11 protein-coding genes, 1 tRNA gene and 2 pseudogenes are annotated in these 13,790 nt (G+C 68.6%); 7 read left to right on the top strand and 7 right to left on the bottom strand.

Features of this window, described 5'->3' with window-relative positions:
• Nucleotides 1–747: 747 nt before the first annotated feature.
• Nucleotides 748–1,170: a MarR family winged helix-turn-helix transcriptional regulator gene (locus ACH492_RS15580; RefSeq protein ID WP_398986709.1), complete on the bottom strand. Its 423-nt coding sequence runs from the start codon at nt 1,168–1,170 to the stop codon at nt 748–750.
• 100 nt (nt 1,171–1,270) lie between these two features.
• On the opposite strand from ACH492_RS15580, the gene ACH492_RS15575 reads away from it, so the two are divergent.
• Nucleotides 1,271–2,260 (top strand): aldo/keto reductase, encoded by a 990-nt coding sequence (locus tag ACH492_RS15575; protein WP_398986706.1) that lies wholly within the window; start codon nt 1,271–1,273, stop codon nt 2,258–2,260.
• Nucleotides 2,261–2,544: 284 nt separating this feature from the next.
• Here the strand turns inward: ACH492_RS15575 and ACH492_RS15570 are convergent.
• The 3 genes and pseudogenes from ACH492_RS15570 to ACH492_RS15560 form a co-directional block, all read right to left on the bottom strand.
• Nucleotides 2,545–2,640, bottom strand: a pseudogene (locus ACH492_RS15570) (IS5/IS1182 family transposase); the annotation flags it as partial.
• Nucleotides 2,641–2,678: 38 nt separating this feature from the next.
• A pseudogene (locus tag ACH492_RS15565) lies at nt 2,679–2,825 on the bottom strand (IS5/IS1182 family transposase); the annotation flags it as partial.
• Nucleotides 2,826–3,408: 583 nt separating this feature from the next.
• A tRNA-Arg gene (locus tag ACH492_RS15560) sits at nt 3,409–3,484 on the bottom strand.
• A 151-nt stretch (nt 3,485–3,635) separates the two neighbouring features.
• Between ACH492_RS15560 and ACH492_RS15555 the strand changes: the two genes are divergently transcribed.
• Together ACH492_RS15555 and ACH492_RS15550 are read left to right on the top strand one after the other, a co-directional pair.
• Entirely contained in the window at nt 3,636–4,790 is a 1,155-nt protein-coding gene (locus ACH492_RS15555; protein WP_398986704.1) for a CapA family protein, read from the top strand.
• Nucleotides 4,791–4,830: 40 nt separating this feature from the next.
• The gene (locus ACH492_RS15550; RefSeq protein WP_398986702.1) at nt 4,831–6,531 is read left to right on the top strand and encodes a class I adenylate-forming enzyme family protein; all 1,701 of its coding nucleotides are present in this window, start codon (nt 4,831–4,833) and stop codon (nt 6,529–6,531) included.
• On the opposite strand, the gene ACH492_RS15545 is transcribed toward ACH492_RS15550, so the two are convergent.
• The gene (locus ACH492_RS15545; protein WP_398986700.1) at nt 6,518–7,804 is read right to left on the bottom strand and encodes a M6 family metalloprotease domain-containing protein; all 1,287 of its coding nucleotides are present in this window, start codon (nt 7,802–7,804) and stop codon (nt 6,518–6,520) included. The genes ACH492_RS15550 and ACH492_RS15545 overlap by 14 nt on opposite strands.
• A gap of 279 nt (nt 7,805–8,083) precedes the next feature.
• On the opposite strand from ACH492_RS15545, the gene ACH492_RS15540 reads away from it, so the two are divergent.
• Both ACH492_RS15540 and ACH492_RS15535 read left to right on the top strand, forming a co-directional pair.
• Nucleotides 8,084–8,737, top strand: coding sequence for a TetR/AcrR family transcriptional regulator (locus tag ACH492_RS15540; RefSeq protein ID WP_398986698.1), 654 nt, complete (start codon nt 8,084–8,086; stop codon nt 8,735–8,737).
• Between the two features lie 135 nt (nt 8,738–8,872).
• The gene (locus tag ACH492_RS15535) at nt 8,873–10,396 is read left to right on the top strand and encodes an MFS transporter (RefSeq protein WP_398986696.1); all 1,524 of its coding nucleotides are present in this window, start codon (nt 8,873–8,875) and stop codon (nt 10,394–10,396) included.
• Nucleotides 10,397–10,582: 186 nt separating this feature from the next.
• Here ACH492_RS15535 and ACH492_RS15530 read toward each other — a convergent pair whose 3' ends face one another.
• Complete coding sequence (locus ACH492_RS15530) at nt 10,583–11,107, bottom strand: MarR family winged helix-turn-helix transcriptional regulator (protein WP_398987338.1); 525 nt, start codon at nt 11,105–11,107, stop codon at nt 10,583–10,585.
• 142 nt (nt 11,108–11,249) lie between these two features.
• On the opposite strand from ACH492_RS15530, the gene ACH492_RS15525 reads away from it, so the two are divergent.
• Entirely contained in the window at nt 11,250–12,032 is a 783-nt protein-coding gene (locus ACH492_RS15525; protein ID WP_398986694.1) for a dioxygenase, read from the top strand.
• Here the strand turns inward: ACH492_RS15525 and ACH492_RS15520 are convergent.
• Complete coding sequence (locus ACH492_RS15520) at nt 12,029–12,595, bottom strand: GNAT family N-acetyltransferase (RefSeq protein WP_398986691.1); 567 nt, start codon at nt 12,593–12,595, stop codon at nt 12,029–12,031. The genes ACH492_RS15525 and ACH492_RS15520 overlap by 4 nt on opposite strands.
• A 146-nt stretch (nt 12,596–12,741) precedes the next feature.
• Between ACH492_RS15520 and ACH492_RS15515 the strand changes: the two genes are divergently transcribed.
• Complete coding sequence (locus ACH492_RS15515; RefSeq protein WP_398986689.1) at nt 12,742–13,734, top strand: RNA polymerase sigma factor RpoD/SigA; 993 nt, start codon at nt 12,742–12,744, stop codon at nt 13,732–13,734.
• Nucleotides 13,735–13,790: the final 56 nt, after the last annotated feature.

The raw sequence follows: 13,790 nt of genomic DNA, 5'->3' as shown, positions 1-13,790 counted from the left end.
CCCCCCGAGGCCAGCACACCGCCGCATCCACCCCAACCCACGGTAAACACAACATCACCCACCGTCGAGAGGGCTGCACACGTTCACCGCTCAACGGCAACCCCAGCTTTGCCATCCACTGGGACAACAGGGCCTCTGGCCAGGTGTTTCTTGTGCCCCCGGCAGGATTCGAACCTGCGACACCCGCTTTAGGAGCCTGATCATAAGCTCACTCGTCTTGCCTGATCTGGCTTGATGTTTCGCTGTTTTCGCAGGTCATCCGCCTGATGGGGGAAGGCGGGGGAGTGATCTTTCGCGATCCTTCGCGGGCCTTCTTTGTCTTGCTGTTCCCATCAGGTTCCCAGTCTGAGGGCATGGCGACGGTCTTCGAGAGTTGGCAGAGGTATCTACGCAGGTTCGTCGCCCAGCCCGGTTCCATTGAGCACCGCAGATGCTTTGAAGTACGGGCGACACCGCCTTCGGGCGATCGGGACGGGGCCTGGATGCCTCTCTTGACGTCGAGCTGGAGCCGGTCCCCGCCGAGCGGTGCACTCATCGCCCCGATCACGCTGACCCGTGCCCGTCCGTTGCGGGACCGTAGCCGGCGCAGATGGAAGAGCCCGTCGCTACGCAGTAGCGGGAGTGTCGTGGTGCGGCCGTTGCCGGAGCGGGTGCCGGGCCTGGATTCCTCAGCCGCGGCTGTGCGCTCTGCGCCGGACGGCGACCGACTGCCCGCCTGGTCGGCAAGGCAGAGGCGAATTCCTGCTCTTATGTGCCGGCCATGAGCTGGAGCAGGTCGCGCAGGTCGCGTCGCTGGTTCTCGTCGAGGGCCGCGAGCGGTTCGCGGGCGAAGCGGAGGCGGTCGAGCAGATCCTCGGCCATCTCTTTGCCGGTGTCCGTGATTGCCAGGAGTTTGACACGCCGGTCGCCGGGGTCGGGCTGGCGCTCGAGCAAGCCACGGGTCTGGAGCTTGTCCACGATGCCGGTGAGGTTGGAGGGCTCGGCGCCGAGGCGCTCGGCGATGCGCCGCATGGGCAGCGCGGCGCCTTCCAGGGCGATGAGCACCTTGACCTGCTGCGGGGTGAGGCCGTGGTGGGCAGCCGCGGACTCGTATTCGCGGGTGTACCGGTCGGTGATCGTTGCGAAGAGAGCGGTCACCTCGGAGGTCAGCGGGTCAGGGGTGAGCGTCATGCGCCTCACCCTAGATGAAGTTATAACCGTCTACAACGATTGACAATAATGGTTATGGAGCATAAGTTTGTCTCATCACTACCGAACCAGGAGACATCACATGAAGCAGCGCACCCTTGGCACCGGCGGCCCCTCCGTGTCCGCGGTAGGCCTGGGCCTGATGGGCATGTCCGAGTTCTACGGAGCCACCGACGACAGCCAGTCCGTTGCCACCATCCACCACGCACTCGACATCGGCGTGAACCTCCTCGACACCGCCGACGTTTACGGAGCTGGCCACAACGAAGGCCTCCTGGGCCGCGCTCTGGCAGGACGGCGCCGCGAGGAAGCCGTCGTGGCCACCAAGTTCGGATCCCGGGCCAGCGCCGACAGGACCACCTTCACCGTCGACTCCACCCCCGAATACGCGCGGCAGGCCGTCGACGCCTCACTGCAGCGACTGGGCCTCGACCACATCGACCTGTACTACCTGCACCGCCGCAACCCCGCCGTACCGATCGAGGACACCGTCGGCGCCCTGGCCGAGCTCGCCGCAGCGGGCAAGATCCGCCACATCGGACTGTCCGAGGTGAACGCCGACACCCTGCGCCGCGCCCACGCCGTGCACCCGATCACCGCCCTCCAGAGCGAGTACTCGCTGTGGGAGCGCGGACTCGAGGACGAGATCCTGCCCACCGCCCGCGAACTGGGCATCACCGTGGTCCCCTACTCGCCCGTAGGCCGCGGATTCCTCTCCGGCAAGATCACCGACACCGCCTCCCTGGCCCCCGACGACTACCGCCGCTTCGACCCCCGCTTCCAGGGCGAGAACCTGCAGAACAACCTGAAGCTGGCCGAGCGGGTCCGCACCCTGGCCGCCGAAGCCGACCACACCCCTACCCAGCTCGCCCTGGCCTGGCTGCTCCACCAGGGCGAGGACATCGTCCCCATCCCCGGCACCAAGCGCATCACATACCTGGAGGAGAACGCCGCCGCCGCCGACATCCGCCTCGACGCCGACCAGCTCGCCGCCCTGGAGGCAGCCATGCCGCCCGGCGCCGCCGTCGGCCCGCGCTACCCCGAAGCCTTCATGGACCGCGTCAACAACTGACACCGCCCGTGGCCCAGCACCGCCCCTGGGCCAGGGCCAGGACAACCTTGAGCACCCGATGTCGAGCGCCTGGTCTTCCGGCTCGCCGCGTCGCATCATCAGCCAGGCGCCCGCCGTGCGCGGCCGAATCCGCCGACGGGCGGTGGCAGCCGTGGCGGGCCGCTCCCGGCCAAAGTGCCTGCGGGCACCGTGAGAATGATCAGTCCCGCTGGGCTTCGCGGGACTTCGGCTGACCGGCCATGCGGGATTGGCGGCGGCTGATGCGCCTGGTCATGAGGGTGATCGCGGCCCAGGCGTTCGCTGGACTCGATGCCTTTGCAGGCGATGCGGACGCTGATGCGTTTTGCCGCGTCGGGGATGTCGTACGCCTTGTCGGCGTGGCGCGCGGCAGAGCCCGCCAGGCGCAGCTGCTTTCCAGGACGCAGACGATGGCCGCGAACACCGCCTCATCAGGTGGGTTCTGCGTCCCACAGCCCTGCGGACGCACCCGCGACGGCGGTAACAGTGGGCGGACGACATCCCACAGAACGTCCGGGGCGATCCACCCCCAGTCGTTACTCCCCATGCCCGATCAACGCCCAACTCGCCACATAGGACACAGTCTTAGTTCGTCTTGGCGGCCGTGCTCGCGGCGCGCCGGGACCGGGGTTGCCGATCTCTTCTTCGGCTCGGCTTCCTGCGCGGTGGACTGCGCCCGCTTGGACACACGGCTCGGGCTTCGCCGGGGCCGCTGCCTTCGCCGTGGCCTTCTCCGGCTCAAGGTGGGCCGCCGCTTGTGTGGTGTCGCAATGGATCGTTGGCACGTTCTCCCCCGGGAGGTCCGCAGACGACTTCCGTCGTGGATCCCTCACCAACGCGCTGTTGAGCCCAGTCAAGCATGGGCTTACGGCGTGATCACGCAACGAGCGTGGGCCGCTACGTCTGGGGTCCCCGCCCACTGCGAGATCTCCAAGGCCCAATGCCGGGAGTTCGGCGTCTCCTGAGGCTCGTCTGGCACAGAGGCCGGGGGCCGGCTGTCAGATCGTTAACGAATGTCCGAAATGTGAAAAACGCGCCGTTCAATGTTCCCAGGGCGTTCCCATTTCGCACCTGAAGGCCTTCCAAAAAGGTTCCCTGGAAGGCCTTCAGTGCGCTGACCTGCAATTTTGTGGTGCCCCCGGCAGGATTCGAACCTGCGACACCCGCTTTAGGAGAGCGGTGCTCTATCCCCTGAGCTACGAAGGCGGGGAGACCCGGTTGATCCAGATCCGGCGACTAGCCTAGCGGATGCGGGCTCCAGCCTGGCAAGCATTCCATTTTCGCAGGTCAGGCCGTGGTCGGCGGTCGGGGATCCGGGTGGTTTCCGGTCGCGTTCCGCGCGGCTTAGCGTGGAAGCATGCGCGGGGACGTGGTGACCCTGTTCCTCTGCGGTGACGTCATGCTCGGCCGTGGCGTCGATCAGATCCTCCCGCACCCCGGCGACCCCGCACTGTGGGAGCGGTACACCGCGGACGCCCGGTCCTATGTGGAGTTGGCGGAGGCGGTGAACGGGCCGATCCCGCGTCCGGTCGGTCATTCCTGGCCCTGGGGGGATGCGCTGGAGATCCTCGACGAGGCCGCGCCCGATGCCCGGGTGGTGAATCTGGAGACCGGCGTCACGCGCAGCAACGACTTCGCCGAGGGCAAAGAGGTGCACTACCGGATGCATCCGGCCAACCTCCCCTGCCTGGTCGCGGGTCGGCCCGATGCTTGTGTGCTGGCCAACAACCACGTGCTGGACTTCGGTTTCCGGGGGCTGGAGGAGACGCTCGACTCCCTGGCCGGCGCCGGCCTGCGGGCGGTGGGCGCCGGGCGGGATGTGGAGGAGGCGCGGCGGCCCGCCGTGGTCGACGTCCACGGTGGCGCGCGGGTCCTCGTCTTTTCCTTCGGGATGGCGTCCAGTGGCATTCCGCGCAGCTGGGCCGCCGGCGAGGGCAGGGCCGGGGTCGACTTCGTGGCGGAGCCGTCGGACGCCGCGGCGGCCTCGGTCGTCCGTCGCGTACGGCAGGTGAAACGACCGGGTGATGTGTCGGTCGCCTCCGTCCACTGGGGATCCAACTGGGGATACGGCATCCCCCGAAGCCAGGTCCGTTTCGCGCATGCGCTGATCGACGGCGGAGTCGATGTCGTGCACGGGCACTCGTCGCACCATCCCCGCCCGCTGGAGCTGTACCGCGGCAAGCTCATCCTCTACGGCTGCGGCGACTTCATCGACGACTACGAAGGCATCATCGGCTATGAGCAGTACCGGGACGACCTGCGGCTGCTGTATTTCGTCTCGGTGGAGCCGGACACCGGCAAGGCGGCCGACGTGCGGATGGCAGCCGTGCAGAGCCGGCAGATGCGGCTGAGACAGGCGTCGGGCGAAGACCGCGAGTGGCTGCGGGCGACTCTCGACCGGGTCAGCCGCGGCTTCGGTGTGCGCATCGGCCTGGAGCCCGGCGGGATGCTCTTGGCCGGTTCCCTGCATGGGTCGTACACGGATGTTGACGAGGGTGGGGCACGGGCATAGCGTCGCTCCGTACTGAGCAGGTGCTTAGAGAGGGTCGACCGTGCCGCACCCCGATCCGTCCACCCGCCCCGAGGCCGCACTGATTGCGCCCGGGGCGCCCTTCGAGGTCGTACGAGGCGAGGACGGCGGGCTGCTCTACGCCGACGGGCCGCGCACCCTGCGGGAGTTCGTCGAGGCCACCTGGGCGTTCGGGGACCAGCCGTTCCTCGTCGCCGCCACCGGGACGTACAGCTACCGCGAGTTCTTCGCCGCCGCCTCCGCGCTCGCCCGGCGGTTCGTCGAGGTGTACGGGCTGCGTCCGGGCGACCGTGCCGTTGTCGCGATGCGGAATCACCCCGAGTGGCAGATCGCCTTCTGGGCCACCCAGTTGGCGGGACTGGTGGCGGTGCCGCTCAATGCCTGGTGGACCGAGGACGAGTTCGCGTACGCCCTCGACGACTGTTCGCCGCGGGTGCTGCTCGTCGACGGGGAGCGACTGCCGCGGGTCGACGCCTGGCGCAGGCGGGCCGGCGTCCAGGTCGTCGTCTTTCACGGGGAAGGCGCGCCGGGCGCGGGGGTGGAGCGGTACGAAGACTTCGAGGCCCCCGATCCGCTCGCCGCTCCGCCCGGGGTCGAGGTGCGGGCCGAGGACGACGCCACCATCATCTATACGTCCGGGACCACCGGGCGGCCCAAGGGCGCCGTCGCCACTCAGCTCGCCCAGGCCGGGGCCGCGCACAATCCGCGGTTCTACGCCGCCGCCTCCGCCCTCGCGAGCGGGGTGCTGCCGGGGCAGGGGCCCGCGCCGGTGGTGCTGATGACGTTCCCCTTCTTCCATGTGGCCGCGTTCACCACGCTGTACGCGGCGATGGCGGCCGGCGGGGCGCTCGTACTGATGCGGAAGTGGGACGCCGAAGAGGCCCTCGCGCTGATCGAGCGGCACCGCGTCACGCACTACTCCGGGGTCCCGACCACCGCGCTCCAGCTTCTTGTCGCCGCCGAGGGGGCCGGGGCAGAGCTTGAGACGCTCACGCATCTCAACACAGGTGGGGCGGCGGCCCCACCCAATCTCATGGCCCGGCTGACGGCCCGCTACGGGCAGCGGATCGAGCCGCGCACCGGCTACGGACTGACCGAGACCAGCGGCGGCGTGCTCGCCAACTTCGGCCCCGGGTACCGGGAGAACCCGGGGAGCGTGGGGCGGCCGACCCCCGCCACCGAGGTGCGGATCGCCGGGCAGGACGGTCATGAACTGCCCGAAGGAGAGGTCGGTGAGTTGTGGCTGCGCGGGCAGGCGCTGGTGCGCGGGTACTGGAACAACCCGGACGCGACCGCCGCCGCGTTCCACGACGGCTGGTTCAGGACCGGCGACCTCGCGACCGTGCGCGACGGGCAGGTCAGCATCGTCGACCGGCTCAAGGACATGGTCATCCGCGGCGGTGAGAACGTGTACTGCGTCGAGGTGGAAGCCGTCCTGCACGATCACCCGGACGTTGCCGACGCCGCCGTGCTGGGCGTCCCGCACCCGGTGCTGGGGGAGGAGGTGGCGGCCGTGGTGCAGCTGCGAGCCGCGGCCACGGTCACCGTCGACGAGCTGAGGGCGCACGTCGGCAAGACCCTCGCCGCCTTCAAGGTGCCCGCTCATGTCCTCGTACGGGACGAGCCCGTGCCCCGCAATCCGACCGGGAAGATCCTCAAGCGCGAACTCCGTGGCCCCGTAGAGGAACAGGTGTCGCAGGAGCGGCTCTTCAGGAACGCGTGACGCGCACCCGGTAGGTGCCGTCCGGCTCCTCCCGGATCACCGCGATACGGATGCCGTTCTGCCGGTCGACGAACGACTGCCCCGGCCGGTACGGCGCGTCCGACAGCTCCGCGTGCACATTGGGACGCCGGGTGCAGCCCCCGCTGTTCCGGGTGCTGTCCGAGACCGACACCGGACCCTGCCCGGTGTCCACGTCTGACTGCACGCGGTAGATCAGCACGCCCGGCGCGCACACGGCCTCGTCGTTGCCCGCCCGGGTGCGCACCTCCACCGCGTACCCCGCGTTCCTGGTGAGCGGCACGATCGCCATCTTCGCGCCGCCCGCGACCGCCAGCGGCGTCAGCGCGTAATCCGTGGTGCCGGGCGCGGACGCGCAGCCGATCTGGCCGGCGTCCAGCCAGCCCAGCTTCCATTTGTGCCAGCCCAGCAGATCGTTGTTGGCCCCCCAGTCCTCGGACATGATGTCCCAGTGGCCGACCGCGCCCGCGCCCTCGGAGGTGTAGAGGTCGGGCAGGCCGAAGACATGGCCGTTCTCGTGGGGCAGTACGCGATAGCCATTCTCGGCGTACGACCCCGAACCGTCGTCCTGGCGGCTGTAGACGAAGGACGTGTTGGCGAGCGGCACGCCGTCCGCGAGCGGGGCCTCGTCATTGCCGGAGAAGGTAACGGAGAGCACGGTGTCCAGCGCCGACGGCCCGGCATTGGGCGTGACCAGTATGTTGACCAGGTCGTACGCCTTGAAGTCCACCTTTGGGTCGGCCACCTCCACGATGTCCTGGGCGAGCCGGCGGTAGCCCGGTTCATAGGGGGAGCCGCGCTCTATCCCGTATGCGGCGAACGGCATCGGCATCCGCAGCCAGTCGGTGAGCGGGGTGTGCGTGCGATAGGTGAGGCGTCCGTACGAACTGGTCCGGAACCAGTCGGCGGTCTGCGGGAAGAACTCCGCGAGCCGGTCCACCGCCCGCCCCGTACCCTGCGCGTCCGGGAAGTCGATCATCAGGTTGAGCGCGCGGACCACGCCGATGGAGCGGGAGTAGCCGGGCGGGGTCGGCACGCCCTCCGACATCTGGATCCCCAGCGTGGAGGCGATTTTGCAGGGCCCGAGGGCGGACTTGTCGGCGCCTGCCACCGGCCCGGCCGACGCCCGGGTGGGGTCGGGGAGATGGGCGCTCGCCGTCGTGAGTGCGGCAAGGGTGAGAGCCGCGAGGGCGGCGAGTGCGCCGAGGCGGCGGGAGCTGCCGGTGGTGCGTATCCGGTGGCGCGTTGGCTGCATGCAATCGCCTTCGGGTCCGCGGCAGCAGGCCGGGCCCTGGCTGCACTCATTGCGATCAGCCTGTGACGGGTGGTGGCGGGGTGCCCGCCGGGTGGGCCGATCGTGGTATTCCGCGCGAGATGCTTGTGACGCAGGTCACATCTCGCAAGGGAAATAACCGGGGATCGATTCCCCGTTTGAACTCGTGTCCGCGCGAAACGGGGAAGAGGTCCCCGATTACGTAGCGAGTACATGCGATGTACGTAGCGATACGAGGCAGACACGAGAGGAAGTGGAGCCGTGAGCCCCGCCGCCGACACCGAAACGCGCCGCTCCCCCCGGCCGCGGGCGGACGCCCTGCGGAACAGGGAGCGGATCGTGACGGCCGCGCGCGAGATGTTCGTCGAGTTCGGGCCCGAGGTCCCGCTCGATGACATCGCCCGCCGGGCGGGTGTCGGCAATGCCACGCTCTACCGGCACTTCCCCGACCGCGAGACCCTCATCCACGAGGTCGTCCTCTTCGTCCTGGCCCGCACGACACAGCGGGCGCACGAGGCGGCGGCCGAGGAGGCGGATCCGTTCGAGGCGCTGCGGCGCTTCACCCACGCGGCCGCCGAGGAGCGGATCGGGGCGCTGTGCCCACTGCTCACCGGGACCTTCGACAAGCATTTTCCCGATCTGACCAATGAGCGGGTACGCCTCGAAGCGGCGGTCGACGGCCTCTTCCAGCGCGCACATGAAGCGGGCCGACTCCGCTCCGACGTCGCCGTCGGAGATCTGCTCGTCGCCCTCTCCCAGCTCACCCGGCCGCTGCCGGGCACCGCGTGCCTGAACATCGACCGGTTCACCCATCGCCATCTGCAGCTATTCCTGGACGGACTCGAAGCGCCCGCGCGCTCCGAACTGCCGGGCACAGCCGCGACTTTGGAGGGCCTGCGCGGCGGCACCCCGTGAAGCTGTGAAGCAGCCTGGCCGCGCCGATGAGTTGAACCGGCGCCGCAGGTCTCCTCTGCAACACCTTTGACCACGTCTACAACACGTCTCAGTACGTCCGTTTTGACCTCTCCGCACCCTTAGGTGGCTACTTCCATGCCAAAAACAGCCGACATTTCCGTTCCGGACCCCAGCCGCTGGAGAGCGCTGGTGTTCATAGCTGTGGCCCAGTTGATGGTGGTGCTCGACGCGACGATCGTGAATATCGCGTTGCCCACGGCGCAGCAGGACCTGGGTATTTCCGATGCCAACCGGCAGTGGGTCATCACCGCCTATGCCCTCGCCTTCGGCGGACTGCTGCTATTCGGTGGCCGCATCGCCGATCTGTGGGGCCGTAAGCGCACTTTCGTCGTCGGACTGCTCGGCTTCGCCGCGGCGTCCGCGCTCGGCGGTGCGGCCACCGGTGAGGCGATGATGCTGGGGGCCCGTGCTCTGCAGGGCGCTTTCGGCGCGCTGCTGGCGCCCGCTGCGCTCTCGCTGCTCGCCGTGATGTTCACCGACGCCAAGGAGCGCGCCAAGGCCTTCGGTATCTACGGTGCCATCGCCGGTGGCGGTGGCGCCGTCGGCCTGATCCTCGGCGGCTTCCTCACCGAGTACCTGAACTGGCGCTGGACCTTCTTCGTCAACATCCCCTTCGCGATCGTCGCCGCCGTCGGCGCGTACCTGGTGATCCGTGAGCCGCAGGGCGCGCGCAACCGCTCCTCGCTCGACATCCCCGGCGTCGTCCTGTCCACCCTGGGCCTGGTGGCGCTGGTGTACGGCTTCACCCGCGCCGAGTCCGCCGGCTGGTCCGACAGCCTGACCGTGGGCATGTTCCTCGCCTCCGCGGTGCTGCTCGCCGGATTCGTCGTCACCGAGGCGAAGGTCAAGTCCCCGCTGCTGCCGCTGCGCGTTTTGACCGAGCGCAACCGCGGCGGTGTCTACCTCTCGCTGGGCCTGGCCATCATCGCGATGTTCGGGCTGTTCCTCTTCCTGACGTTCTATCTCCAGGTTGTGAAGGGGTACTCCCCGGTCATGACGGGCTTCGCGTTCCTGCCGATGATCGCGGGCATGATCGCGGGCTCGACCCAGATCGGTGCCCGGCTGATGACCCGCGTTCCGCCGCGGCTGCTGATGGGCCCCGGTTTCCTGGTCGCGGCGGTCGGCATGCTGATGCTGACCCAGCTGGAGATCGGCACGTCGTATGCCGGTCTGATTCTGCCGGCACAGGTGCTGCTGGGCCTTGGCATGGGTACGGCGTTCATGCCGGCGATGTCGCTGTCCACGCATGGTGTGAACCCGGCTGACGCCGGTGTCGCCTCCGCGATGGTCAACACCTCGCAGCAGGTCGGCGGCGCTATCGGTACGGCGCTGCTGAACACGATCGCGGCCTCGGCCACGACCGCGTACATCACCTCGCACGCAGCGGGAGCGACCGACCCGAAGCTGCTGGAACTGCAGGGCATGGTGCACGGCTTCTCGTCCGCGATCTGGTGGGCGGTCGGGATCCTGGTGGCCTCCGCGGCGATCGCGTTCGCGTTGATCAACACCGGGCGCCCGGGGGCCGGTTCGGTCACCGGGGCGTCGGGTGAGGACGAGGGCGTCGAGGACGAGATCAAGGTTCCCGTCGTCGCACACTGACAGTCGCACACTCACGGTCGTGGACTGACGGTCGTGCACTCACGGTCGTGGACTGACGGTCGTGCACTGACAGTCGCGCACTGACGGTCGTGGCACTGACACGAGCTCGGCGGACGCTGAGAGGTCAAGCAGACAGGGCCCTGCCCGGGGTTAACCCGGGCAGGGCCCTTCTCTTGCGGTGCGGGGTCAGCGCAGCCAGGGCAGGTCCGCACCGGAGTCCTGCGGCTGCAGTCCAGCGGCCATGATCTGCATGATCTCGCCGAGCTGTCCGACCTGCTCGGGCGTGAGCCGGTCGAAGATCGCCTGTCGCACGGCCTCGACATGGCCGGGCGCGGACCGTTCGAGGACCTTGAAGCCGTCGTCCGTCAGCACGGCGTTCTGCCCGCGCTTGTCGGAGGGGCAGTCCTCGCGGCGTACCCAGCCGTTCTTCTCGAGACGGGCTATCGCGTGCGAGAGCCGGGACCGGGTGATCTTCGCGTCGATGGCCAGCTCGGTCATCCGCTTGCGGCGGCGCGGGGCCTGGGAGAGCTGAACGAGCAGTCCGTAGTAGATGTGCGGCATGCCGGCGTCGCGCTGGAGCTGGCGGTCGAGGTGGTCTTCGAAGAGGGTGGTGGCATGGAGATAAGCGCGCCAGACGCGCTGTTCGTCCTCGGTGAGCCAGCGCGGTTCGCGGCCGCCCCCGCCAGTGGATGCCGTGTTCATGTATCCCACTCTACGACCCATTCTTGAAAGTTGAACTATGTAGGGTTAGAGTCGATGTAGCTTGAAAGTTCAAGTAGATCGGGCCGAGTAGGTCGGACCAAGTAGGCCGGACCAAGTAGGCCGGACCGGATGTGGATCGGGAGCCGCTGTCATGAATGCCACCCCTGCCGCGGAGCGCATGCCCGCCCTCTATCTCTCGCACGGCGCACCGCCGCTCGCCGACGACCCCGTCTGGCCGGGCGAGCTCGCCGCCTGGTCCTCGTCGCTGCCGCGCCCGAAGGCGATCCTCATGGTCTCGGCCCACTGGGAGGACGCCCCGCTCGCGCTCGGCGCGACCGAGACCGTGCCGCTGGTGTATGACTTCTGGGGCTTCCCCGAGCACTACTACCAGGTCCGTTACGACGCGCCCGGCGCACCCGAACTCGCCGATTCCGTACGGAAGTTGCTGCGCACCGCCGGAACGTCGGTACAGGATGTCCCGGACCGCGGGCTCGACCACGGCGCCTACGTCCCGCTGGTGGAGATGTTCGCGGGCGCCGACATCCCCGTACTCCAGATCTCCATGCCCACGCTCGACCCGCAGAAGCTGATGGGCATCGGGCGCAGGCTCGCGCCGCTGCGCGACGAGGGCGTGCTGATAGTCGGCAGCGGCTTCTTCACCCACAATCTGGCCGCGCTGCGGCACGAGGGGACTCCCGGCTGGTCGGCGGAGTTCGACGACTGGGGGCGGCGGGCGCTCGCGGCGGCGGACGTGGACGCGCTCCTGGACTTCGAGAACAAGGCCCCGGCCGGCCGGCTGGCCCACCCGCGGACCGAGCACTTCGCGCCGCTTTTCGTCACCCTGGGAGCGTCTCAGGGCGAGCTCAAGAGCGGGAAGAGCGTGATCGACGGCTTCTGGATGGGCCTGGCGAAGCGGTCCTTGCAGTTCGGCTAGCCGCTGCTGCCCAGGTCTTTGCCCAGGTCGTTGCCCAGGACTTTGCCCAGGACTTTCTCGTACCAGGCCACGTCCCAGTATCGGCCGAACTTCCGGCCCACTTCGCGGTACGTACCGACGTGCTGGAAGCCGAAACGCGCGTGCAGCCGGGCCGAGGCCTCGTTCGGCTGCGCGATCCCGGCGTACGCGCGATGCACATCTTCGCCGTCGAGTGCCTCGAAGAGCGCCTTGTAGAGGAGTGTGCCGATGCCGCGGCCCGCGGCATCGGGAGCGCAGTAGACGCTGACCTCGACCGAGGTGGAGTACGCGGGCTTGGGGCGGAAGGGGCTGCTCGTCGCGTACCCAAGAATTAGGGCAGAACGGACATCCCGAGCAACCAAAAGACGGTGGGGGCCGTCTTCAGGGTGGGAGTGCAGCCATGGGCGGCGCTGCTCGGGTGTGAAGACAGCGGTGTCGAACGTGACGGCGGTCTCGCGTACGTAGTGGTTGTAAAGCTCCGTGAGGGCATCGAGATCGGCCTCCGTGCCCGCCCTGACCTGCACCTCTGCGTGATCCTTCGGCACTCTTCCTCCCGATGGCCGGACAGGGTACTGCAAGATCACGAAAATCGATGTGTCGCGTGGGAATTCTGTCCGGATTCCAGTCGTTGTTTCCAACGGATGCAGGGCACCCGGAAGGGTGTCGCGACCTACTCAGCAAGGGAGCTCGCATGGCAACCCGTGCCGTCGCCCGTCGTCAGTCCGAGTCCACTGGGACCGGCCGGGCAAGCAGTGCCGTGGGCGGGGAGATCGCCGACCGCGACCTGGTCGGCATGTACCTCGACGAGATCGCACGTACGCCGCTGCTCGACGCCGCGAAGGAAGTCGAGTTGTCCAAGACCATCGAGGCGGGTGTGTATGCCCAGCAGATCCTCGACGAAGAGGTGCAGAGCGATGCCGTCGCCGCCACGCGCGAGGAGCTCGAGGCGCTGGTCACCGAGGGCGAGCGCGCGAAGGACGTCTTCATCCGCTCGAACCTCCGGCTTGTGGTGGCAGTGGCCCGGCGCTACCCACGCAGCGGCCTGCCCCTGCTCGACCTGATCCAGGAGGGCAATGCCGGTCTGGTGCGCGCGGTCGAGAAGTTCGACTATGCCAAGGGCTTCAAGTTCTCGACGTACGCCACGTGGTGGATCCGCCAGGCGATCACCCGCTCCATAGCCGACCAGTCCCGCACGATCCGTCTCCCTGTCCATCTGGTGGAGGAGCTCGGCCGGATCCGCCGCGTCCAGCGCGAGTTCAACCGGGAGAACGGGCGGGAACCGGAGGCCGCGGAGGTCGCGAAGGAGCTGGACTCCACGCCTGAGCGCGTCATCGACGTCCTCGACTGGGCGCGCGACCCGGTCAGCCTGAACATGGCGGTGGACGACGCGGGCGAGACGCAGTTCGGCGACCTGCTGGAGGACACCTCGGCGGTCTCGCCGGAGCAGTCGGTGCTCACGCTGCTGCGCAGCGAGGAGCTGGAAGACCTGATCGGCAAGCTCGACCACCGCACGGCATCGATCATCCGCATGCGGTACGGCATCGAGGACGGCCGGGAGCGCACCCTGACGGAGGTCGGCAAGCAGCACGGCCTGACGCGGGAGCGGATACGGCAGATCGAGAAGCACGCGCTGCTGGAGCTGAAGCGGATGGCGCGCGACACGGGCTTCGACGCGGCGGCGTAATCGCCCGCGGCGGGCAAAGCCCCCATAGACGGACCCCGGCACCATCCCCCCCGGTG

The organism is Streptomyces sp. NPDC019443 (assembly GCF_044389785.1).
Taxonomy (GTDB): domain Bacteria; phylum Actinomycetota; class Actinomycetes; order Streptomycetales; family Streptomycetaceae; genus Streptomyces.
This window is presented reverse-complemented; position numbering and strand designations above follow the sequence as displayed.

Excerpts from the sequence above, each read along its gene's own strand:
- ACH492_RS15535 (WP_398986696.1), top strand. The coding sequence starts at position 8,873 with ATGCCAAAAACAGCCGACATTTCCGTTCCGGACCCCAGCCGCTGGAGA.
- ACH492_RS15575 (WP_398986706.1), top strand. The coding sequence starts at position 1,271 with ATGAAGCAGCGCACCCTTGGCACCGGCGGCCCCTCCGTGTCCGCGGTA.
- ACH492_RS15515 (WP_398986689.1), top strand. The coding sequence starts at position 12,742 with ATGGCAACCCGTGCCGTCGCCCGTCGTCAGTCCGAGTCCACTGGGACC.
- ACH492_RS15555 (WP_398986704.1), top strand. The coding sequence starts at position 3,636 with ATGCGCGGGGACGTGGTGACCCTGTTCCTCTGCGGTGACGTCATGCTC.
- ACH492_RS15545 (WP_398986700.1), bottom strand. The coding sequence starts at position 7,804 with ATGCAGCCAACGCGCCACCGGATACGCACCACCGGCAGCTCCCGCCGC.
- ACH492_RS15525 (WP_398986694.1), top strand. The coding sequence starts at position 11,250 with ATGAATGCCACCCCTGCCGCGGAGCGCATGCCCGCCCTCTATCTCTCG.
- ACH492_RS15580 (WP_398986709.1), bottom strand. The coding sequence starts at position 1,170 with ATGACGCTCACCCCTGACCCGCTGACCTCCGAGGTGACCGCTCTCTTC.